The organism is Sedimentibacter sp. zth1 (genome assembly GCF_017352195.1).
Taxonomy (GTDB): domain Bacteria; phylum Bacillota; class Clostridia; order Tissierellales; family Sedimentibacteraceae; genus UBA1535.
The window spans coordinates 542,249-565,102 of the sequence record NZ_CP071445.1 but is presented as its reverse complement, the minus strand read 5'-3'; the positions used below and the strand labels follow the sequence as shown (position 1 = coordinate 565,102).

The following is a 22,854-nucleotide window of genomic DNA, read 5'->3' as shown; positions in this document are numbered from 1 at the left end:
TATTATTTGCTTTTTTTAACTAATAATGCATAAAAAAAAGCACTTTATGTGCCTTTTTTATTTAACTCTGTTAATATTTTCATTTTTCTGTGAAATTTTTTTTCTTAAAATTACTTTTGTTCCAATGCTTTTTTCAGATAATACTACTAATTCGTCCATAAACGTCTCCATTACTGTAAATCCCATACCAGAACGCTCTAACTCTGGTTTTGACGTAAATAATGGTTCTTTGGCTTTTTCAATATTTGAAATACCGCATCCAAAATCTTCAATAATTATTTCAACTAACCTACCTTCTATTCTGCATTCAATAGCTATTTCCCCTATTTTATTTTCATAGCCATGAATTATTGCATTGGTTACAGCTTCAGAAACAGCTGTTTTAATATCCGATATTTCTTCTATTGTAGGATTTAGGCAGGAGCAAAAAGCCGCTACTGCACTTCTAGCAAAAGATTCATTATTTGAATAACTTGGAATTTTAATATATACATAATTTTCTTGCATTTTTTCCCCCTATTTTATTTTGATTATTTTGCCTATACCACTCATATCTAATACTTTTTTTAATTTATGAGAAGTATTAATAATATCTAAATTACCCTCATTCTTTTTTAAAACCTTGTATCTGCCTATAATAAATCCTATTGCTGAGCTATCAATGAAGTCTAAGCCTTTCACATCAATAGTTAAGTTATTTATTTTACCTGATGTCAATTTCTCATCGATTATCTTTTTACACTCTGTAGCAGAATGATGATCCAATTCCCCCTTAAGCTTAATCAATAAGTCTTGTCCATTTTCTATGTACACAACATTCACTTAAAGTTCACATCCCCTTCATATATAATAAACTTATTATAATATAACATTAAAAAAATTGCTTTAATTTATTTTGTCTTGTTTTGTCTTTATATAATAAATTTTGTACTTTTATATATGAGGTATTAATATTGTAAATTCAGAACCTTTACCAATTGTGCTTTTAACTTTTATTTTACCTTTATGTCCAATAATAATTATTTTAGCTATAGACAAACCTAATCCATGACCACCGATTTGTCTATTTCGTGATTCTTCAGCTCTATATAATCTATCAAATATTCTTGATAAGTCTTTTTTTGCTATTCCAATTCCACTATCTGCTATTTTTATACCATAATATTCGTCATCTAAATAACCATACAAAGCTATTTTCCCACCCTCAGGAGTAAATTTTATTGCATTTTCGATAAATATCCTAATTGCCTGTTTAATTCTATTTTTATCAGCATAAACATTTGCATCATTTGCAAAATTAAACTCATATAGATGCTTGGTATCAATCATAGAACTTTCTTTTTTAATTTCATATAGAATTTCAGAAATTTTGAAATCCTCTTTATTGAATGTCAAGGTATGTTTATCATTTCTAGCAATAAACAAAAGCTTTTCAATTAAATCCTGCATATTTTCAGTTTCATTCTTTATTGCTTGTATAGATTCATCCAAAACGTCCTTGTCATTTTTACCCCACCTATCAAGCATATTTACATACCCTTTTATAACTGCTATAGGTGTACGCAACTCATGTGAAGCATCAGAAACAAATAGTTGCTGTGTTTTATATCCTTCTTCAATTCTATCCATCATTTCATTGAACGTACTGGATAATTCTTTTAATTCATCTTGGCTGTCTCTTATGTCAAGCCTTGTATTTATATTATTAACTGATATAGTTTTAGTTATTTGAGTCATCTTTTTTATTGGCTTAATTAATTTACCACTTGTCCTAGAAACTATTGGTATAAATATTAGAAGACCTAATATACCAGAAATAAAAACCAATATAATTATATATAATGTTTGAGAAATCAAAAAATTTACATCATAATATATATTAACATAATAATATTTTTCATTTATCTCAAACTCAGCAGAATGAACATAAGTTTTATTTTTAAGAATTTCTTCTACTACTAAAATAATATTATTGGTATATTTCACATTATTCAAACTTGCATTTTTAGAGTATATCATTCTGTAATTACTATTATATATATTAATATTATTTATGTTATCATCATCACCCAAATCATTTATGCGTTCTAAATTATCAATATTTTGCATAATAATATTTAGTTGATTATCAATGGTTGTTTCCTTAAAATCATTGAGTATATATATAAAATATCCAACGGACGTTGTCACAGTTACGACCAAAATAACAACTACGTATAGTAAAAAATAAGAAACAGAAATTTTAAATGTAATAGAAAATTTTAATCTTTTCAAAATTCTTATTAAAAACTGTTTAATTAATTTAAAAGGAAACTTAAGCAATACCCAAATATAATAAAATAATTTTTTTAACATTATTATTACCTAATTGTATAACCAATTCCCCTCACAGTTTCTATTAACCTTATATTATACTTTTGATCAATTTTACTTCTTAAATACCTAATATAAACATCTATTACATTAGTATCTCCAAAATAATCATATCCCCATACATGATTTAATATTTTTTCTCTTGATAAAACAATATCCCTGTTTTCTAAAAGATATTCTAATAATTCAAATTCTTTTTTTGTTAATTCTATTATTTCATCGCTATAAGTAATCTTAAAGTTTTCCTTATATAAACACAATTCACCACATTTAATAATATTATCATTTATAGATTTTTTATCTATAAATTTTCTCTTTAATAATACTCTAATTCTTGCAAGCAACTCCTCTACCGCAAAAGGCTTAGTCATATAGTCATCTGCACCAATATCAAGACCTGTTATTTTATCTGATATGTCATCCTTGGCTGTTAACATAATTATAGGAACCTCTGATGTTTGCCTGATCCGTCTACAAACCTCGATTCCGCTCAATCTTGGTAACATTACATCTAACACAATCAAATCTATATCATTTTCTTTACCTTTTTCAAAACCTTGTCTTCCGTCATTAACTATCACTACCTCATAGCCCTCATAATTTAATTCCAACTCTAAAAATCTTGCAATTTTTTGCTCATCTTCAACAATTAGTATTTTCTTTTTATCATTCATTTAATCACTTTCCTTTAACTTCTTTTGTCTATCATATATATATATAATTAATTTAAATTTAGCTAATAATTAAAAACACATTAGAAATTATTCATTTTCATCTGTATTTTCATTTTCATCTTCATCAACATTTTCATTTGCGTTCTCATCTACGTTCTCATCTACGTTTTCATCTATCTTATCTTCTATTGTAGCTAAACCTTTAATCATATCCGAAAAACCTGGTAATTTAAGTGCCATTGCGTAGTCTACAAATGCTAATTCGTTAATACAATTATCATTGATAACATCTATAACGTTAAAAGGGCAACTTCTTGGATCAGCCACATAAATTTCGCTATAATGAGGTATCAAAAATGGTATAAATGCATTCGCATAGGAATCCTTTATTATTAATATTTTACCTTTATCATCATGCTGTGTAGTAATCTTGGCAAATGGGAAATCTCCTCCCATAAATAAAGCATATTTGTTTTCTTTATTAAAATATCCAGTATAAAAAACACTATTAAGAATAGTACTATTTTTTTCTTTGTCAAACACCTCATATGTGATTGATTCATCTATATTATAATACCAAATATCGTCTTTATTTTTTGTAAGTTTTTTGCTAGCTGTCATATTGAATATTGAACCTAAATATTTATCTTTACACTTAACTTCTTTATAATTATCAAGTGTAATTGGCTTTTCACCTTTATAATTCAAAAAAGCTTCATACGCTCTATAAGCACCTAATGCAGTCCAATGATGGTCAGTATTAAAATATAAATACTCATCACTATGATTTTGTAAGTTTGTATATATGTCAACTCTCTCAACTCTATCTCTAAGTTTACCATTTATATATTCTATACCACTCAATTGAGCATCTGAGAGTTCTTTATATTTCTCTGGCAAATTAAATTCACTTGACGTTGGTGCTATCAATGAATATATTTTTACACTTTCATCAACATTATCTGCATAATAGTTTATTGCGTTAAAATAAAAGCTCATAAAATATTCGTTATACGAAAATAATTCATATCCAGTATTATTTACTATTATAAATTGCCCATATTGGTTTAACTCCTTATTGTCTTCTTCATCAATTTCATCATTAGTGTCTTTATTTTTCTTTTTTATCAATATATTATCTGCAATCTCTTTAGTACTTTTACTATCACTATTTACATTATTATTATCAAAAACTCTTACATCGTTTGTTGAGTCACTAATACTATTTTCATAAATATTCTTATCATTTGATTTATCTGTTGATTTGTTTTCATTATCTTTTTCCCCTATATCTATCATACTTTTATTAGTATTAATAATTTCAACACCATCACTTGAATATCCTCTTAAATGAGCAAATCCATTGCTTATATCTATAAAATTTTCCCTACAAAAAAAATTATCACAAAAATATTGTTCGAATTCTTTAAAGAATGAACCACTAATATATCCTTGTTTAGAAAAGCTAGGCTTTTGTGTTAATTTTCTTTTTTCCCTTAACGAAACAGTTGAATTATCATTAAAAACCAAATTGAGCAGAAAGAACATAAAAATAATTACTAAAAAAGCCAAAATATTAAATTTTTTATAAAAACCTTTATTCATACTTAACTCCTATTAAAATCTAAAATATAAAAATGGATTATATGTTTCTTGTACCAAAGCAGCAGTAACTAAAACTATAATTAACACATTTAAAGTAATTAATAAAATATAATAAATATTTTCATAAATTGTTTTCGAACTAATTTTTAACAATATTATTTCATTTAATTTTTTTAGAATAGGTGTACATAACATGAAGCTGACAACCATAAAAATGAAATTATTTTGCAATAAGATTTTTGTGCTTAGGTCAATAAAACTATTTTTGCTAGCACCAAATATAACTAGTAAAAACTGTCCTAATTTACTTAGATCAGTATAATAAAAAATCGCCCAACCCAAAACAACTATAATAAGTGTATAGATGTGTTTTATGATATTTGAAGATTTATCTAAATATTTTGCAATAAAGAATTTTTCTATAATTAAAAATACTCCATAATAAATTCCCCAAAGTACAAAATTCCAATATGCTCCATGCCAAAGTCCTGTCAATAACCAAACAATAATTAAATTAAATAGTTGATGTTTTTTATTTCCTCCTAAAGGAATATAAACGTAATCTCTAAAAAAAGAACTAAGTGAAATATGCCACCTTCTCCAAAACTCAGTTATACTTTTTGATATATAAGGATAATTAAAATTTTCATTGTATGTAAATCCAAACATTCTACCAAGACCAATTGCCATATCAGAGTATCCAGAAAAATCAAAATATATTTGAACTGTAAACATTATAATGCCAGTCCATCCTGATACAAGGGTTAACGAACTAATTTTTGAGTCTAAAATAGATGTAGCAATACTACCAGCAACATTAGCAATTAATACTTTTTTACCTAATCCTAGAATGAATCTATTTATACCACTATTAAAATCATCTATTGATGTATTTCTATAATTAATTTGTTTTTCAATTTCAGAATATCTAACTATTGGTCCAGCAATTAGTTGCGGAAACAATGAAACATATAATAAAAAATTTGGAAAAGATTTTTGAGGTTTTACATTTCCTCTATAAACATCTACACTATAAGATATAGTTTGAAATGTATAAAACGAAATACCTATAGGCAATGCCAATGGAGTAAACTCCAAATTAACATTGAAAAGAGTGTTAATATTCTGAACTATAAAACCAGCATATTTAAATACTCCTAACAACGATAAATTTATTACCACAGAACAAACTACTGCAATTTTAGATACTTTATTATTGCGGTTCCTTTCAATAATTTGTCCTATTGTATAATCTACTATTGAACTAAAAATTAAAATGCAAACATATATTGGTTCGCCCCACGCATAAAAAGTTAGGGATATTATAATCAATATTATATTTTTATATTTCATATTTTTATTAGCAAAATACAAAACCATAGCAATAGGAAAAAATAAATAAATAAAAAATATACTAGAAAAAACCATATCATTCTCCATGTAAAACATATTTTACTATTTTAATATTATACTATATATTTCTATAATTTGTCAAAAAAATTAACGCCTTAGAATTATTTCTAAAACGCTAATTTATTTAAATCTTATTCTATAATTATTTCATTATCATCATCATTATCATCTGCTTTATTTTTATTATCGGACTTGTTTTTATTTATAGTTTCATCATTGTCAAAAATTTTATCAGCAGAATCCTTTACTTTATTAACCGTATGTTTTACATCTTTTTTTATATTATCATATCCATGATAACTTTTTGCTTTGTAAATTTTCATATTGCATGAAGTTAATACTGCTATTATAACACCAAAAATTACAACCCAAAATGCCATTATAAGTGTTACTGCTACTAATATTAACGGAATATTTATTATTACTTCACCATCCCTATTTTTAACACTAAACCTGAACCTAAATACCTTATTGGCAAATTCAGAAAAATCTGTATTGTGTTGCTTTACGTTTTTTGATTTGATACCTTTTTTATTCTCCAATTCTATAATTGATTTAATTAAATCACCGTCATTTCGTTCAAGAACACTTTTTGCTTCCTCATAAGAAACATTCACTCTACTTCTTAATTCGTCTATCAATTCAATTGTAACCTTCATATCCTGCCTCCATTTATATATAATTTATTTATTAATGATATTATATATTTTAATAATTAGTTAATCTTTAACCAATTATTAGAAATTAATTAGAAATTGTAATATATTTAATTAAAAAATATATGAATAAAAAAAAGACTTTTCCATTTTTACTTGGAAAAGTCTTTTAATTGCAACAGTCTATACTTGTGGTGAATCATTTTCTCTATTTACTATCTTATTAATTATAGTTGAAGCAATTTCATCAATTGACATTGAACCTATATCACCTTTGCTTCTTTCTCTTACAGCAACAGTGTTAGATTCTTTTTCTTTTTCTCCAACAACAAACATATAAGGTGTTTTTTCAAGCTGTGCTTCTCTAATTTTATAACCTATTTTTTCAGATCTATCATCTAAGACTACTTTTATACCTTTTGCTTCTAAATCTTTTTTAACAGACATAGCATAATCATTAAATTTATCTGAAATAGGTAATATTTTAACTTGTACTGGTGCTATCCATGTTGGAAAAGCTCCAGCATATTGCTCAATTAAAACTCCAAAAAATCTTTCTAGACTACCAAGTGCAACCCTATGAATCATTATTGGTCTATGTTTTTGCCCATCAGCTCCAATATACTCAAGTTCAAATCTTTGTGGTAACTGGTAATCTAACTGAATAGTTCCACATTGCCATTCTCTGCCTATGCAATCTCTTATCTTAAAGTCTATTTTAGGACCATAGAAAGCACCATCACCTTCATTTATTTTATAATCTAAGCCTAATTCTTTAAGTGCAGATTCAAGTGCATTCTCAGCTATATCCCAATCTTTAATATCTCCTAAGAAATCTTCTGGTCTAGTAGATAACTCAACACTATAACTAAATCCAAAAGTTTTATATATTCTATCAATTAAATTTGCAACATTTTTAATTTCATCTTTTATTTGATTAGGCAACATAAATATATGTGCATCATCTTGTGTAAATGTTCTTACTCTCATAAGACCATGTAAAGCACCAGACAACTCATGTCTATGAACTCTACCTAACTCGCCTACTCTAATAGGGAAATCCTTGTATGAATGAGGTGAATTTTTATAAACTAACATTCCACCTGGACAGTTCATTGGTTTAATTGCATAATCTTCATCATCTATCATAGTAGTATACATATTTTCTTTATAGTGGGACCAGTGTCCTGAAGTTTCCCATAAATGTTTATTCAAGATAATAGGAGTCTCAACTTCAACATATCCAGCTTCCTTGTGTACTTCTCTCCAAAATTTAACTAACTCATTTTTAACTTCTACACCTTTTGGCAAGAAAAATGGAAATCCAGGTCCTTCTTCAGACATAAAGAACAATCCTAATTCTTTTCCAAGTTTTCTATGGTCTCTTTTTTTAGCTTCCTCTAACATGTTTAAATGTTCTTCTAAATTTTTTGCTTTGTCAAAAGTTATACCATAAATTCTCTGAAGCATTTTATTTTTCTCGCTACCTCTCCAATAAGCTCCAGCGATACTTAATAACTTTATTGCTTTTACTTTTTTTGTTGATTCAATATGAGGACCAGCACAAAGGTCAGTAAATTCTCCTTGTTTATAGAAAGAAATAATCGAATCCTCAGGCAAGTCATTAATCAACTCAACTTTATAAGGTTCTTTATTATCTGACATAAACTTCAACGCTTCATCTCTTGGTAATTCAAATCTTTCAAGCTTAATATTTTCTTTTACTATTTTTTTCATTTCAGCTTGAATTTTTTCTAAATCTTCTTCTACTATTCTATAATCTAAATCAATATCATAGTAAAATCCATCTTTAATTGAAGGACCTATAGCAAGTTTTGCTTCTGGCCATATTCTTTTTATAGCTTGCGCCAATATATGTGATGAAGTATGCCAAAATGCATGTTTTCCATCTTCGTCTTCAAATTTCAAGAACTTAATTGTTCCATCCTCTTGTAATTCTTGTTGTAAATCTATCGTTTTATTATTATAGCTTGCAGCTAGAATTACTCTTGCTAATCCTTCACTTATACTTTTTGCTACATCAATAGCTTTAGTTCCTTTTTCGTACTCTCGAACACTGCCATCAGGCATTGTTAATTTAATCATAATAATCCTCCTAAAAAATATTTATAAATAAAAATAACCTCCATCACTAAACACAATGTGTTTAGGGACGAAGGTTGTAATTTCGTGGTTCCACCCTAATTGGGACTCAAAAGCTTATGGCGCTTAACCAAATCCTTACCTTAATCAATAAGTTTCAGATTTTGCTCTAGATTAGTTTTCAGCTACACATATATAAAATGCTTTCAGCCCATGGCATTTATTCTCTTTGATATTGTTTATAACTTACTCGATCTTTCATAGCATTAGTCTATATTTATATAGTGTATATAGTATATTATCAATTAATAGAAATGTCAACAATTTTTATTCATCTATTTTAATAAATTTCTTTAACTGATTTCCTAATAAAAAAGCTATTATAATTCCAAATGCAGATTGTATACAATTTGCCGGTATATCTAAAAGTGTTGATATAAAGCTACCCATAAATACAGAACCTACAATGTAATAAGCAATAATTTGCCATACACTTCCTACTAAAGCACCTATTAACCAAGAATATTTTCTTTCTTTATTTTTATCTATTATAAAACCCATAATGTATGCCATCACAAATTTTATGATAAAAGTAGGTATAATATAATGAGAATATCCACCTAATAAATCTGACAAAGATGCACCGATAGCAGCCGCAATTGCACCATTTTTTCTACCTAATAATATTACTGCAAGAAAAATAAATCCATCTCCTAAGTGCGTATATCCATTAGTTACAACTGATGGTACTTTAATTACATAGGTTGTAACATAAATTAGTGCTGCAAATAATGCTGTATATACTAATTGTTTTATATTTTTTTTGCTCATTATCTAAGCCCCCTAAAATTATTATAATAACATTATACATCATTCTGTTCATTTCAAAAGATACAGAATTATATTTTTAAAAGGGTACAGATGAAATCATGAAAAAAAGCACCAAATATATATTATAAAATATATTTGATGCAAATAATCATACTATTTTTTTCTTCTTCCATAAAATTTACCGCCATCTTTCTTACCACTATCTCTTCTTCCATTATTCTTATATGGTTTATTATAATTTGATGACGATGATTTTGAACTGCTTTTTTTAGATGTTGTTATCTCTACAACTACATCTCTACCTTTAATTGCTGAATTGTTCATTTTGTCTAAAATAACATTTTTATGTTCTTTAGCAGCAGTAAAAAATGAAAATTTATCTAAAATTTCAATTGCGCCAATATCACTTCCTGGGATATTACATTCACCAGCAACAGCACCAAGTATATCTTTAGGTCTGATACCATCTTTTTTTCCTACATTTACAAAGAATCTTACACCTGATCTATTTATTTCATCTTCTCTTTTTCTAGAAGATTTACGTCTTTCAGGAGTATTATCATTTAAATCTTTATCATTATCAGCATTATTAAAAGTTAACCTATCCTTAATTAAAGCATTAATAATAGATTCTGGTGAGTTTCCATCTTCAAACAATCTTTTAATAATATATGCATACTCATCAGTATTGCAATTAGCTATTTGTTCTTCAATTTGTCTAATGAATTTATCTTGCTTTATTTCATTAACTTTATCAATTGTAGGAATAGATCTTTTTCTTATTGATTTTTTAGTGTATTTTTCGATAGCACGTAGCTTACTCATTTCTTTATTTGTTAGTAAAGTAAATGATAAACCCTCTCTACCGGCACGACCAGTTCTACCTATTCTATGAACATAATAATCTTCTTTTACTGGTATATCAAAGTTAATAACAGCCTCAACTTCTTTTATGTCAAGTCCTCTTGCTGCAACATCTGTAGCAATTAAAACATCAACTAAACCATTATTAAATTTATTTAAAGTATCAAGTCTTTGTGCTTGATTTATATCACCATGTATCTTATCACAATTGTATCCTCTATCTACTAATACATCAAATAACTCATCGACACTTCTTTTAGTATTACAAAATACTAAAGCTAATTTGGTTGTGTATGTGTCAATAACTCTTGATAATGCTTCAATTTTATCAGAATGTTTTACAATAAAATAGCTTTGTTTAACTTCTTTTGCAGTAATTCCTTCTCTTAGAGTTTTAATCTCTACAGGATCTTTTTGAAACTGCTTTGTAATTTTTTTTATGCTAGCAGGAATTGTAGCTGAAAATAATAACGTTTGTGTTTTGTGGTGAACATTGCTAAGGATTAACTCTATATCCTCTTTAAAGCCCATTTTAAGCATTTCATCTGCTTCGTCTAATATTGTTGTTTTTAATTGTTCTAACTTTATTACGCCTCTATTAATTAAATCAATAATTCTTCCTGGAGTTCCGATAATTATCTGCGCTCCATTTCTTAATTTATCAATTTGCCTTTTTATATCTGCTCCACCATAAACACTAACAATTTTTAATCCTTCTACGAACTTTGACATTTTTTTAAATTCGTTTGCAACTTGAACTGCTAGTTCTCTAGTCGGACATATTGCAATAGCTTGTGGTTTTCTAATTTCAGTATCTATACTTTGAATTACTGGTATACCAAATGCAGCAGTTTTTCCTGTGCCTGTATTAGATTGAGCAATAATATCTTTACCCTCCAAAATGTGAGGAATTGCTTCTAACTGTATTTGAGTTAGTTCTTCAAAGCCCATCTCCTCTAGTCCTTTTTGGATTTTTTCACTAATTTCGATGTTTTCAATTTTCATTAATTTGTTTTCTTCCTTATATATGATTTTACACAACATTTTATTCTACCACTATACATTTTAAATTACAAGTATTTTTTTATTTATTACTATTTTATTTATTACTACTTATATTATTATTTCAATTATCAAAAAATCTAACCAAAAAAGTTTAAATACATTTATAGAATATTTGTTAATTTTATGTTAGTATTTATTTGTATTTACTATATAATACACATACAAAGTTTTAAGGAAGGTAATTTATGGAATTTCAGATCGAAATAATAAAATTTATACAAACATTTAGCAATGCTTTTCTTGATGTTTTTTTTGAAGCATTAACTCTTTTCGGAGAGGAAACGTTATTGGTTGTTATCGCTTCTTATGTATTTTTGAGTATTGATAAAAATAAGGGTTACAAATTAATTTTCACAATTGTATCGGGAACTTGCTTTAATGCTATTATAAAAAATATATTTAAAATTCAACGTCCAATTGGAATTGAAGGGATTTTATCTAAAAGAGTAGAAACTGCTACTGGTTACTCATTTCCTAGTGGTCATACGCAAGCTTCATCAACATTTTGGACAACCTTATGCTTAATATTCAAGAAAAAGTACTTATACATTTTTTCTATCATACTTATTTTTCTAGTTGGTTTATCAAGAATATATTTAGGAGTACACTGGCCAACAGACGTTGTGTTTGCAGCAATATTTGGATTTTCATGGGCACTACTAATTAATAAAGCCTTTGACTATATATATAAAAGCAAAAATTATTATATAATAATTTTTTGCTCTGTTATATTTACAATTTTGACATTGATATTTGGCGATAATGATTTTTATAAAAGTTCTGGTTTATTATTAGGACTTTCAGTTGGATATGTTTTAGAGAATAAATATATTAACTTTTCTAATATAATGTCATTTAAAAATAAAGTCTTTTCATATATTATAATGTTAGGTGGATTATTATTAATAAAAAGTGTTCTTAAATTATTTTTTCCATCAACGTTAATATTTAGCCTTATAAGATATTTCTTCGTCGGATTTTGGGGATTTGGAATTGCACCATATTTCATAAAAAAATTACAGAAATAAAAAAGTTCCTCTCGTTACCCATATATAATATAAAAAAAGCACTACATTTTATTATTAGCAAAAGTAGTGCTTTTTTTATATATTTTTTCTATTCTGCTTGATTTTTAACTGCAGCTGATCTTTCTCTAATAGCTTTTAATCTGTCAGAAATTTTTAGATTTGCATTTTCAATGTAATTGTTACACATTTTATCATATACATCAGTTTTATAATTATAAGTTAATTCCTCTTTATTTACACTTTCATATGAATTTTGTTTATCTGTAACTTTAATTATGTGCCATCCATATTGAGTTTTTACAGGTTCACTTATTTCATCTTTATCCAAACTAAATGCAATAACTGAAAATTCTTTAACCATTTTATCTGGAGAAAAATATCCTAAATCTCCACCTTGATCTTTATTTGCGTCTTTAGAAAATTCTTTAGCTAGCTCAGCAAAATCAGCACCTTCATCTAGTTGTTTCTTAATATTTTGTGCTTTTTCTTGATCATCAACTAAAATATGGCTTGCTCTAATTTTGTTGAACAACTGCTTATTAGTGTCATAAAACTCTTTTAATTCTTCGTCAGTAGGAGTAATTTTATTGATTAAATCAGATTTATATCCTATAAATTTGTTTATTATTAATTGTTTATTTATTCTATCTTTAATTAAATCTTCTGTTAATTCATTATTTTTCAAATCTTCTTGATAAGCTTCTTCAGATTCATAATTAGCTTTAAATTCATCAAACTCAGCTGCTACCTCATCATCAGTTACACTAAGGTTATTTTTTTTAGCTTCATCTATGAAAATTTTCTCAAGAGTCATAGTATCTAAAACCATTTCTTCTAATTTTGATTGGAATACTTCATCATCTTTTAAAGTTTTCCAACTCTCTTCGCCTACTTGTCGCTCATACATCTTTTTGTAATCATTTAATACTTTGTCATACTCTTCATCTTTTATTTCATGTTTAGTTTCATTAACAGTCTTTATCTCATCACTGCTATCTGTTTTAGAGCAAGCAGTTACGAAAAGCATACATGTAACTAATGTTAGTAATAATATTTTTTTCATTGTAAAATCCCTTTCATTCTATTTATTATAATATGCATTATACCATATAAAGCCTTAATTTACACTTAATTTTTTAGACTTTTACATATATATTTTAAAAATATTTACACAACTGTGTCCGTTACATCATTACAAACGTATGTACCTGCAGTATAAGAGATGTTTGAAGGTATACCATAATTTAAGTACTATGAACATTTTACTGTATTATAAAAATTTAAATAATCTAACATAATAGTAGATATATTGTAATAAATTTTATTATAGATATAAATAAACTTATATTGGAGGATATATATGAAGAATTTGTTTTTAAATCCTGAGTGGATATCTGTTTTAAACGGTAGTCCTGAATTTTTCACAATAAACGGGAATATTACATTTGATAACTTTGAATTAAATGGATATAAAACTTGTAGTATAACAGATAGTGGAAATAACATTTCTACTTTTGAATATGATTTATTAATAGATGTAAGTGAAATTTCTTATCTAATGTTTGGTTTTATTATTAGAGCCATTGCTGTTACTAAGCTTTTATTTATAGCTGATTTTTTTGATTATAATGAAAAAATGATTATAAAAAATGAGCATGACATTACAACACAAATTTATCATGAATTTGCCAATGTATATACTCAATACAACATTCCAATTGATGCATATCATGTAAAACTAAAAATACAGTTTGAAGGAGACATCACTGCATGTAGTTTTTGCGCTCCTGGTGCATATGCGATGTAATGATAAAAATACCATTTATTAAATTAATGTTTCAGCCATTTGCGAAAGTTGTGGCATGCAGGAGTAAGTATTATGAACAATAAATCAATAATTATCAACGTTGTTGTATCACATTATAATTTTTTGCATTTATTGAATTATACTGTTATAATTGGTGAACATATATTTTAGGAGAGTGATGTTTTATGTATACAGAAAGCATTTTAGATTTAATTGGCAATACACCATTGATATATTTAAAGCCATCTACAAATTTAAATATCTATGCTAAAGCAGAATATTTAAATCCTGGTGGTAGTATAAAAGATAGAGTTGCTAAAAATATGATTGAAATGGCAGAACAAAAAGGAATACTAAAAAAAGGAATGACAATAATCGAACCTACTTCAGGCAATACAGGAATAGGTCTAGCACTAGTTGGATTGTGTAAAGGTTACAATGTAAGTATAGTTATGCCTGAGAATATGAGTACTGAAAGGAAAAAAATTATCCGTTCACTTGGTGCAAATTTAATTTTAACTCCTAAAGAACTTAGTGTTGATGGTGCAGTCAAAGAAGCTGAAAGGATTTCGCAAAGCAATAAAGAGCTATATTTTATGCCACAACAATTTAAAAATATAGATAATCCTAATATTCACTATCAAACTACAGCGTCTGAATTATATGAACAGCTTGATGGAAAAATTGATGTATTCATATCTGGTCTTGGCAGTGGTGGTACTCTACAAGGAATTGGTAAGTTCTTGAAAGAGAAAAATCCAAAAATAAAAATTGTTGCAGTAGAACCTAAAAATGTATCTGCTTTGCTTGGTCATGAACCAGGACTTCATAGTATACAAGGTATAGGAGATGGTTTTATTCCAGAAATTTTAGATAGTAGCCTAATAGATGATATAGTTGAAGTTAGTGACCAAGATGCATTTGAGACTACAAGAATACTTGCTAGAAAACAAGGTTTACTTTGTGGTACATCGTCTGGTGCAAATGTATGGGCATGTAAAGAAATAGCTAAAAAATACGGAAGCAACAAAAATATAACCACAGTTTTACCTGATAGAATTGAAAGATATTTTAGTACAGAACTATTATAGATGAATATATGATTAAAGGAAAAAATAGATTCCTTTAATCATATTACAAATTAACTTTAAGGAGCATTATATGTTACGAGATATAGCAAAAAATTATTATTTAGAACAAAAATTTAATTGTGCACAATCAATACTTATGGCAATTAGCGAGCAATATAAATTAAATCTAACTGATAGTGAAATAGAATTAGTTACTGCATTTGGTGGTGGAATGGGATGTGGCAAGACTTGTGGAACGCTTACAGGTGCTGTTGCTGCATTAGGAAAATTATTAGACACTAAATCTGAATCATTTAGGAATGATTGCAAGGAATTTGTACAAGCATTTGAAGATACACTTGGCAGTACAGAATGCAATGTACTTATGGAAAAATACAAAAAACCTGAAACACGTTGCTTAGAAACGGTAATGCTAGGTGCCGATGTTATAGAAAAATTAATTATTGAAAAAAAAATAACTTTAATAAACAAGTAATTTCTTTATGCAATAACTTTAGATCTACCCTCTACTAAACACCTTAATTAGTTTGGGTTCAATTTCATATAACTTTTACGTATAATTATACGTAAAAGTTATAAAAACTTAATATTTGTCCGCTATTTTTCGTTAGTTTTCGCATTTTTTTCGTGATATTATTAATATATACTTTTTTTGGAGATGATAAAAATGGTTGAAAAGGCCAAGCTTGTTGACTTATATTTAGGAGATATAGATGGAGAAACTGAAGTTGCTAAATGTAAGAATTTTTATAATTTGTTTTATTGTCAAAAGGAAGTAATTGATAGTATCATAAACGGTGATAAATACGTTATAATTGGCAGGAAAGGAACTGGTAAAACACTACTCGCACACTATGTTAAGAAAAAAATTGATGAGCAATCTACAAAATTTTTTTGTAAAGTTTGTGGCTCAAACGAAATTAATTTACAAAAGCTCTTAGAAATAGGAGATAGTACTATACTTATTAATCAATATGAAACTTATTGGGAATACACAATTTATACACTAATTGCCAATATTATACTTGAAAACACTTCGAAATTGGTTAAAATTTTGCCATCTTATACCTATAGAATTTTAAAAAAATTTGTAGAAAACAAAACTGATAGCTTTAAAATCATAGACTATGTAAAAAAATCCAATTCTGATAATAAAATTGGTGCATCTCTTAATAATATTACAATAGCAACAAAACTTTCAAGAGGAACTGATGTGCGTTATGCGAAAGCTCGTTTTTTTGATAAACTAAAAAGATTAAAAAAACTTATTTTCAAGCAATTAAAAGACAATCGTGTCATTTTAATTATTGATGAATTAGACTGTCTCAATATTAGCACCAAAATGGATAAGAACTATATTAAATGTATTTCAAGCTTATTGAATACATCTAAAAAAATTAACAACGAATTTAGCAATGAAAATTTTAAATCAAAAATTATTATTCTTTTAAGAGATGATATAATTACATATCTAAATGAAAATGACTCAAACACAAATAAATCTATATGCTGCAAAGATATAGTACTTGATTGGTGGGATACTGTCGATTATAATTTTCCCTACAAACACCCACTTATGAAAATGATATTACTAAAGATTAAAAACTCAAATAGCTATTATAAAAACAAAACTGACAAAGAAATTTACAAGACTATTTTTCCTAAACATGTTGCTGGTAAAGATGTATTAACCTATTTACTAGACAATAGTTTTGGAAGACCTAGAGATATTATCTCTTATTTAAATATAATAAGAGATAAAGAAAAAAGCAGTACTACTTTTGACCCAAAATACTTTAAAATGTATAAAAGGTACTATTATAAATCATTTTTTAATGAGTTGAAAAATGAAATAAGTATACACGAAAATGCGCCAATGTTAAATGATGCATTAAAACTTTTGAGAGATTATAAAAAAACCAGCTTTTTATTTAGAGAAATTGAAGATTACTTTGAAAACAACAAAGAATATTATACAAATATAGATAATCTAAAAGAAGCTATAAGATGCATGTACTACCAAGGCATTTTAGGCAATTTATGGACTAGAATTGTTACAAATGTTGAGGGAACCACCACCAAAAAATCATATATTTCTTGGTATTATAAAACAAATCTTGACCCTGAACCATACCCTAACTTTTCAAACAAGTTTATAGTTCATAAGGCACTTTTATCTAATTTATCAATTAGAAACTAGAATTTTATAATGTTTAATATTATAACAAAAAAATAAAAAGAGGTTTAAAAACCTCTTTTTCCAGGCCCTTTGGTCCTGTGATATATTAATTTTACTAGAGAACAATTAAAATAAATATATTTTAATTACAATAGTAATATTAACCTACGTCAATAATTTATGCACACAATATCAGTATATTCATAAAACGATAAGATGTCAAGTTATATTTTCGTCAAATATTGACACCAATGTTATATATATATTAATTTTCTAACAATGCAGTTATCTTTCCTTCATAAAGTACGTATAACTCATGCAATGCACGTGTTATGGCAACATATAATAGTTTTACATCACTATCACATTTTTTGTAATTATTATCATTCACATTCCAAAGTATTACCGTATCAAATTCTAAGCCTTTTGACATCTTAACAGACATAATCATAACACCATTTGAAAAGCTAGTATCTTCATTATTAAAGCTAACTATTTCTATGAATTTTGATAATTCTGACTTAACCATTTCTACTTCTTCTTCTGTTTTGCATATGATACCAACAGTTTTATATTCTTTAGCAAATATTTGCTTGATGAGTAACTTTGTTTTTTCTATCATAGCCTCAAAAGAGTTTTCATTTAAAACTTCAACATTACTTCCATGTCGAACATATGGTTCAATTTCATAAGTTTTAAATTTAGCATTTTTAAGTATACTACATGCAAATTCTGATATTTCTATAGTATTTCTATAGCTTTTTTTAAGTATATAAAACTTATCTTTTGACTCATTGAAAACATTATTAGTTAAATGTTCCCAATCATTCATTCCTATATTATAGTTTATATTTTGCGTTACATCTCCAACAATTGTAAAGGTTGATTTTGCAAATGCATTTCTCAACACATAAAATATTGATACTCCAAAATCTTGTGCCTCATCAATAACAATATGCCTAACATCTTCAAATTTTTTGTTAGTACAGATTTTTCTTTTTATTAGTGTTAAATTAGCTATATCAAATATATCAAATTGCTTTTTCTTTATATTATCAATAATACCTTGTACTAAAGATTCTTCAATATTTTGAATTTCTTTGTTTTGAATCTTCTCTATTAAATTTTCTAAAAATTCATTATAAATGTCTAAAATACTAATTTTTATTTTGCTTTTTCCAAATACATTTGCATTTTTTTTCATAATAACTTCAGCATTATTTACATTTAATAATTCAAGCTCATTTGAAAGACGCTTTTTAAATTGTTCATTAAGCAATGAAATTTTTTCTTGCATAGATTTATACTTAAATGTCCTGAGCAATGAAATCATGTTTGATTTTTCCATTATAACCTTGCCCCGCAATTTAATTGAGCGTATTGGTATATTTAAATCCTCATATTCTGCAATAAAGTTACCTAATTCTTTAACAAATCCAATTTTTCCTTTTAAAGCTAATAAATCTTTGTTTTGTATTTTAAATATATCTATAAATTTATTTTTCCCATTTTTAAATGGAACATAATCATCTATAAAATCAATAAAAAAGTTTGACAGCAATCTATGTTTTATATCTTTGACATCTAATGACGGTAATATACTTGTTATATAGTTTAGAAACATTTCATTATTTCCAAGTATATAAAAATTCTCTGAATTATAAATTTTACTGAAATTATATAGTAAAAACGAAACTCTATGCATAGCAACCGTTGTTTTTCCGCTACCTGCTCCACCCTGTACAATAACATTTTTCGAACAAGATTCTCTTATTATTTCGTTTTGGTCTTTCTGTATTGTAGCAACAATTTCACTTAATACTGCTTCTTTGTTTTTAGCCAAATATTTTGTTAATAGCTCATCATTTGATATAGTATTAACATCATAAAAATCTAAAAGAACGCTATTTTGTATTTCAAATGTACGTTTTAAATTAAGATCTAAATCTAATTCTTCACCATCATAAGTTTTTATTGTATTTTTACCTGGCTGGCAATCATAGTACACAGAAGAAATCGGTGCTCTCCAATCAACCGTTAATATTTTTTCATGAGTATCTTCAAGCCCACATTTTCCTATATACAGTATACAATTTTTATTTTCAATATAATCAAAATAATCAATTTTAGCAAAATAAGGACTATTAACAGAGTTCAAATTATTATCTAAACTTTTTTCAACTATCGTAATAATGTTAGTTAAAACATTTAATTCACTAGATGAAGCTGTTTTTATTTTTTCATTTAATTGTTTTTTGTGAGCTCCATTGCTTTCTATATTTAATTCAATTTGCTCTAATATATAATTTAACTTTTCTTCTTCTTTTTTTCTCTCAATATCGTACATATTTCCTCCACTAAAGAAAGTAGAATAATATAATAATACATTATTATGAAAATGTAAATAATGATTTTTAAAAAACTTAAATTTTTACATAAAAAAGTTGCTCAGTAAAATACTACGAGTAAAACTTTCCTTGTATATAAAAAAGCTATTGCTAAACCAAAATAAATAGTTAACAATAGCTTCTACCCTCATATTTTATTCTACTAAACCTCCACCTAAAAACTCTTTTATAATAGAAGTTCTAGGTATTGTTTTTTCGTCATCTATTGAATTAAAATAACTTAAAAATTTTAATAATCTATGCTTTTCTGCATAGAATTTACTATTTTCACTAATCCCCTCAATTAATTTAACCGCATATTTTTTTAATACACCTAGCTCATATGTTAATGAGGAATTGAACATTGTATCTGCATTCTCTTGATAAGGGAATATATATTTTTCTTCTCCCTTTCTTACATTATTCCACAGTTCCATTGTTCTTTCAGCATTATGACCTCTAAATTGATTATCCCTAACAATTCTTCTAATTAGCCTTGTATCAGAAGTAGATACTCTATTATGATTGTCAATGTTAAGCTGAGTTAATGCACTAATATATATTTTGAATTTATTTTCTTTTTCTATTTGAGCTGTTAATTTATCATTTAATCCATGTATACCTTCAACTACGATTATATGATCTTTAGTTAATTTAATTGGTTCCTTATCAAATACTCTGCATCCCTTTTTAAAATCAAATGTAGGGACCTGAACTTTTTCACCATTCATCAATTTTAATAACTGGTCATTAAACAAATCTAAATCTAATGCGTCAATAGTATCAAAATCGTAATTGCCATTTTCGTCCAATGGAGTCTTATCTCTATTTACAAAATAATCATCTAAAGAAATTGCATAAGTTTTCTTTCCATTAACTCTAAGCTGAATAGATAATCTTTGTGCAAATGTAGTTTTGCCAGAAGAAGATGGCCCAGCAATCAAAACTATTTTAATTTCATCATTTGCAGATATTTCATCAGCTATATATGCAATCTTTTTCTCATGCAATGCTTCATTCACAAGTATCAAATCATTTATTAAATTATTAACTATTTTCTTATTGAGGGCTCCAACATGACTTACTTCCATTATATTTCCCCAATCCTCTGCTTCTTTAAATATTTTTGAAATCTTTACATCTTCAACATATTCAGGAAGTTTATAATTGTTACCAAGCATAGGAAATCTAAGGATGACGCCCTGTCCAAACAACTTAATATCAAATGCTTTTAGCACATTTGTGTTCGGTGCAACATATCCATAAAAAGTATCATAATATCCTTCTAATTCATAAGTCCTAACATTCTCAGTATTAGAATAATCTAATAGCATTACCTTATCAGGCATTTTTTGACTTTGAAAAATTTTTTTCGCTTCATTAATATTTAACATAAATTTTTTAATATGTATTTGCCTATCAATTATTTCTTGCATTTCATCTTTTATATTAATTATGCTTTTCTCTGATAAGCACTCACCTACCTTAATTTCACAATACAATCCTTTATTTAGTGAATGTTCAATGATGATATCAGCATTATTATATAGCTTTCTACATGCCTTAATAAAAACTAAAGACAAAGTTCTAATATATATTCTAAGTCCATCTCTATTTTTTATATCAATAAACTCAACTAAATCACCATTACTAAGGTTGTCATACGATAATTCTTTAAGTGTATTATTTACCTTTACCGCTAGATAATCTTTATAATCATTTTTGTGCAATTCTTTAAGAACCTCGTAACATGATGTATTTCTTTTAATATTTACTTTTTTGTTTCCAATATTAATTATATTCATATCACACCTCTTAGTTTAATTAATGAAACTTTTTTGTATTTCTATAATCTTAATAGTCATAGTAAATGTAGCTAATTTTATACTATTTACAATCTCAAAAACAGCATATAAACAATGATATACTATTTTTATTATAACATAGTTTATTTATATTACCAATTTAATTTAACAATCATATTTTTTTGCTAAAAATGTTGAATTAACAGTTTTTTTATGTTAACATAATTGTATTATATTTATTCTTCTGGAGGTTAAAGTGAAAAAAATAATTGATTGGTTTAAAAATTTATTTTATTGTCTAACTGATTATACATTAATTATAGGTGTAGTAGTTGTTGTTGCTCTAATTTTAGTTTGGAGACTTAACATACTATTTAATTTAAAAGTGGACAAGGAAACTATTGCAAATGAAAAACCACCCATTCAAATTGATAATAATGTAAGTGAAAATACAGAGTCTGAAACCTCAGGCAATAATAAACAGGATACTGAAGAAGATACTGAAAAAGATACAGATATAGATACAGAAACTAAAGCAAATGAAAATGAAAATACCAGTGATAGTAATACTGATGACAATACTAACCAAGAAGAAAATACAAATGTTACAGAAGAGCCTGGAAAAGAGATAACTTTTACTATTCCTGCCGGAAGCTTTTCAGGAAAAATAGCTGATATTTTACTTGAAAATGGTTTAATAAATGATACGGATACCTTTTTAGAAAGATGTGGTACGTTAAAGCTTGATACAAAATTAAAAGCTGGAGACTTCACTATTGTATCTGGAAGTGATCTAGATAAGATTTTGGAAATATTATCTAGATAAATTTAGTATTATTAAAATAAGTTTATTTATAATATAAACTTATTTTTTTATTTAGATTATTAAAATAACTTTTTTTATAAAAGCTGTTTTGCATATTGACATTCTCATTAAATACAAATAAAATAGAATATAAGATAAATAAAGGAG

Annotated in this window: 20 protein-coding genes; 6 read left to right on the top strand and 14 right to left on the bottom strand. The window is 26.5% G+C overall.

Annotated elements, in window-relative coordinates; all coding sequences use genetic code 11:
- Positions 1–57: 57 nt before the first annotated feature.
- The 10 genes from spoIIAB to JYG23_RS02650 all read right to left on the bottom strand — a co-directional run bounded on the left by spoIIAB (position 58) and on the right by JYG23_RS02650 (position 11,563).
- Complete coding sequence (gene spoIIAB / locus JYG23_RS02695) at positions 58–507, bottom strand: anti-sigma F factor (protein WP_207236916.1); 450 nt, start codon at positions 505–507, stop codon at positions 58–60.
- Positions 508–516: 9 nt separating this feature from the next.
- A complete protein-coding gene (locus JYG23_RS02690) occupies positions 517–822 on the bottom strand; it encodes an anti-sigma factor antagonist (RefSeq protein WP_207236915.1) in 306 nt (101 codons plus the stop codon).
- A 111-nt stretch (positions 823–933) separates the two neighbouring features.
- Positions 934–2,355 (bottom strand): cell wall metabolism sensor histidine kinase WalK, encoded by a 1,422-nt coding sequence (locus JYG23_RS02685; protein WP_207236914.1) that lies wholly within the window; start codon positions 2,353–2,355, stop codon positions 934–936.
- A gap of 5 nt (positions 2,356–2,360) precedes the next feature.
- Positions 2,361–3,047, bottom strand: a complete 687-nt coding sequence (locus JYG23_RS02680) for a response regulator transcription factor (RefSeq protein WP_207236913.1) — start codon at positions 3,045–3,047, stop codon at positions 2,361–2,363.
- Between the two features lie 87 nt (positions 3,048–3,134).
- Positions 3,135–4,652, bottom strand: a complete 1,518-nt coding sequence (locus JYG23_RS02675) for a DHHW family protein (protein ID WP_207236912.1) — start codon at positions 4,650–4,652, stop codon at positions 3,135–3,137.
- Between the two features lie 12 nt (positions 4,653–4,664).
- Positions 4,665–6,080, bottom strand: coding sequence for an MBOAT family protein (locus JYG23_RS02670; RefSeq protein WP_207236911.1), 1,416 nt, complete (start codon positions 6,078–6,080; stop codon positions 4,665–4,667).
- 116 nt (positions 6,081–6,196) lie between these two features.
- Positions 6,197–6,724, bottom strand: a complete 528-nt coding sequence (locus JYG23_RS02665) for a DUF4342 domain-containing protein (protein WP_207236910.1) — start codon at positions 6,722–6,724, stop codon at positions 6,197–6,199.
- A gap of 180 nt (positions 6,725–6,904) precedes the next feature.
- Positions 6,905–8,827, bottom strand: coding sequence for a threonine--tRNA ligase (thrS, locus tag JYG23_RS02660; RefSeq protein ID WP_207236909.1), 1,923 nt, complete (start codon positions 8,825–8,827; stop codon positions 6,905–6,907).
- 324 nt (positions 8,828–9,151) lie between these two features.
- Positions 9,152–9,655 carry an ECF transporter S component gene (locus JYG23_RS02655; RefSeq protein WP_207236908.1) on the bottom strand — a complete coding sequence of 168 codons (504 nt, stop codon included), beginning with the start codon at positions 9,653–9,655 and terminating at the stop codon, positions 9,152–9,154.
- A gap of 153 nt (positions 9,656–9,808) precedes the next feature.
- Positions 9,809–11,563, bottom strand: a complete 1,755-nt coding sequence (locus JYG23_RS02650) for a DEAD/DEAH box helicase (protein ID WP_207236907.1) — start codon at positions 11,561–11,563, stop codon at positions 9,809–9,811.
- A 206-nt stretch (positions 11,564–11,769) separates the two neighbouring features.
- On the opposite strand from JYG23_RS02650, the gene JYG23_RS02645 reads away from it, so the two are divergent.
- Positions 11,770–12,612 carry a phosphatase PAP2 family protein gene (locus JYG23_RS02645; protein ID WP_207236906.1) on the top strand — a complete coding sequence of 281 codons (843 nt, stop codon included), beginning with the start codon at positions 11,770–11,772 and terminating at the stop codon, positions 12,610–12,612.
- An 88-nt stretch (positions 12,613–12,700) separates the two neighbouring features.
- On the opposite strand, the gene JYG23_RS02640 is transcribed toward JYG23_RS02645, so the two are convergent.
- Both JYG23_RS02640 and JYG23_RS15095 read right to left on the bottom strand, forming a co-directional pair.
- Entirely contained in the window at positions 12,701–13,675 is a 975-nt protein-coding gene (locus JYG23_RS02640; RefSeq protein WP_207236905.1) for a peptidylprolyl isomerase, read from the bottom strand.
- Between the two features lie 104 nt (positions 13,676–13,779).
- Positions 13,780–13,836, bottom strand: coding sequence for a hypothetical protein (locus JYG23_RS15095; protein WP_371818638.1), 57 nt, complete (start codon positions 13,834–13,836; stop codon positions 13,780–13,782).
- A gap of 136 nt (positions 13,837–13,972) precedes the next feature.
- On the opposite strand from JYG23_RS15095, the gene JYG23_RS02630 reads away from it, so the two are divergent.
- The 4 genes from JYG23_RS02630 (at position 13,973) to JYG23_RS02615 (ending at position 17,710) form a co-directional block, all read left to right on the top strand.
- On the top strand, positions 13,973–14,419 hold the full coding sequence (locus JYG23_RS02630; RefSeq protein WP_207236904.1) for a hypothetical protein: 447 nt from the start codon (positions 13,973–13,975) through the stop codon (positions 14,417–14,419).
- Between the two features lie 185 nt (positions 14,420–14,604).
- Positions 14,605–15,510 (top strand): cysteine synthase A, encoded by a 906-nt coding sequence (gene cysK / locus JYG23_RS02625; RefSeq protein ID WP_207236903.1) that lies wholly within the window; start codon positions 14,605–14,607, stop codon positions 15,508–15,510.
- 70 nt (positions 15,511–15,580) lie between these two features.
- Positions 15,581–15,985, top strand: a complete 405-nt coding sequence (locus JYG23_RS02620) for a C-GCAxxG-C-C family (seleno)protein (RefSeq protein ID WP_207236902.1) — start codon at positions 15,581–15,583, stop codon at positions 15,983–15,985.
- Positions 15,986–16,177: 192 nt separating this feature from the next.
- The gene (locus tag JYG23_RS02615; RefSeq protein ID WP_207236901.1) at positions 16,178–17,710 is read left to right on the top strand and encodes a P-loop ATPase, Sll1717 family; all 1,533 of its coding nucleotides are present in this window, start codon (positions 16,178–16,180) and stop codon (positions 17,708–17,710) included.
- 244 nt (positions 17,711–17,954) lie between these two features.
- On the opposite strand, the gene JYG23_RS02610 is transcribed toward JYG23_RS02615, so the two are convergent.
- Both JYG23_RS02610 and JYG23_RS02605 read right to left on the bottom strand, forming a co-directional pair.
- The gene (locus JYG23_RS02610) at positions 17,955–20,036 is read right to left on the bottom strand and encodes a 3'-5' exonuclease (RefSeq protein WP_207236900.1); all 2,082 of its coding nucleotides are present in this window, start codon (positions 20,034–20,036) and stop codon (positions 17,955–17,957) included.
- Positions 20,037–20,231: 195 nt separating this feature from the next.
- Positions 20,232–21,881 (bottom strand): nucleoside kinase, encoded by a 1,650-nt coding sequence (locus tag JYG23_RS02605; RefSeq protein ID WP_207236899.1) that lies wholly within the window; start codon positions 21,879–21,881, stop codon positions 20,232–20,234.
- 256 nt (positions 21,882–22,137) lie between these two features.
- Here JYG23_RS02605 and JYG23_RS02600 point away from each other — a divergent pair, with 256 nt between their 5' ends.
- Positions 22,138–22,707 carry a hypothetical protein gene (locus tag JYG23_RS02600; protein WP_207236898.1) on the top strand — a complete coding sequence of 190 codons (570 nt, stop codon included), beginning with the start codon at positions 22,138–22,140 and terminating at the stop codon, positions 22,705–22,707.
- Positions 22,708–22,854 lie beyond the last annotated feature (147 nt).

Bases quoted from the DNA above. Each gene is read 5' to 3' on its own strand.
- spoIIAB (WP_207236916.1), bottom strand. From the start codon at position 507: ATGCAAGAAAATTATGTATATATTAAAATTCCAAGTTATTCAAATAAT.
- JYG23_RS02685 (WP_207236914.1), bottom strand. From the start codon at position 2,355: ATGTTAAAAAAATTATTTTATTATATTTGGGTATTGCTTAAGTTTCCT.
- JYG23_RS02680 (WP_207236913.1), bottom strand. From the start codon at position 3,047: ATGAATGATAAAAAGAAAATACTAATTGTTGAAGATGAGCAAAAAATT.
- JYG23_RS02675 (WP_207236912.1), bottom strand. From the start codon at position 4,652: ATGAATAAAGGTTTTTATAAAAAATTTAATATTTTGGCTTTTTTAGTA.
- JYG23_RS02670 (WP_207236911.1), bottom strand. From the start codon at position 6,080: ATGGTTTTTTCTAGTATATTTTTTATTTATTTATTTTTTCCTATTGCT.
- JYG23_RS02665 (WP_207236910.1), bottom strand. From the start codon at position 6,724: ATGAAGGTTACAATTGAATTGATAGACGAATTAAGAAGTAGAGTGAAT.
- thrS (WP_207236909.1), bottom strand. From the start codon at position 8,827: ATGATTAAATTAACAATGCCTGATGGCAGTGTTCGAGAGTACGAAAAA.
- JYG23_RS02655 (WP_207236908.1), bottom strand. From the start codon at position 9,655: ATGAGCAAAAAAAATATAAAACAATTAGTATATACAGCATTATTTGCA.
- JYG23_RS02650 (WP_207236907.1), bottom strand. From the start codon at position 11,563: ATGTTGTGTAAAATCATATATAAGGAAGAAAACAAATTAATGAAAATT.
- JYG23_RS02645 (WP_207236906.1), top strand. From the start codon at position 11,770: ATGGAATTTCAGATCGAAATAATAAAATTTATACAAACATTTAGCAAT.
- JYG23_RS02640 (WP_207236905.1), bottom strand. From the start codon at position 13,675: ATGAAAAAAATATTATTACTAACATTAGTTACATGTATGCTTTTCGTA.
- JYG23_RS02630 (WP_207236904.1), top strand. From the start codon at position 13,973: ATGAAGAATTTGTTTTTAAATCCTGAGTGGATATCTGTTTTAAACGGT.
- cysK (WP_207236903.1), top strand. From the start codon at position 14,605: ATGTATACAGAAAGCATTTTAGATTTAATTGGCAATACACCATTGATA.
- JYG23_RS02620 (WP_207236902.1), top strand. From the start codon at position 15,581: ATGTTACGAGATATAGCAAAAAATTATTATTTAGAACAAAAATTTAAT.
- JYG23_RS02615 (WP_207236901.1), top strand. From the start codon at position 16,178: ATGGTTGAAAAGGCCAAGCTTGTTGACTTATATTTAGGAGATATAGAT.
- JYG23_RS02610 (WP_207236900.1), bottom strand. From the start codon at position 20,036: ATGTACGATATTGAGAGAAAAAAAGAAGAAGAAAAGTTAAATTATATA.
- JYG23_RS02605 (WP_207236899.1), bottom strand. From the start codon at position 21,881: ATGAATATAATTAATATTGGAAACAAAAAAGTAAATATTAAAAGAAAT.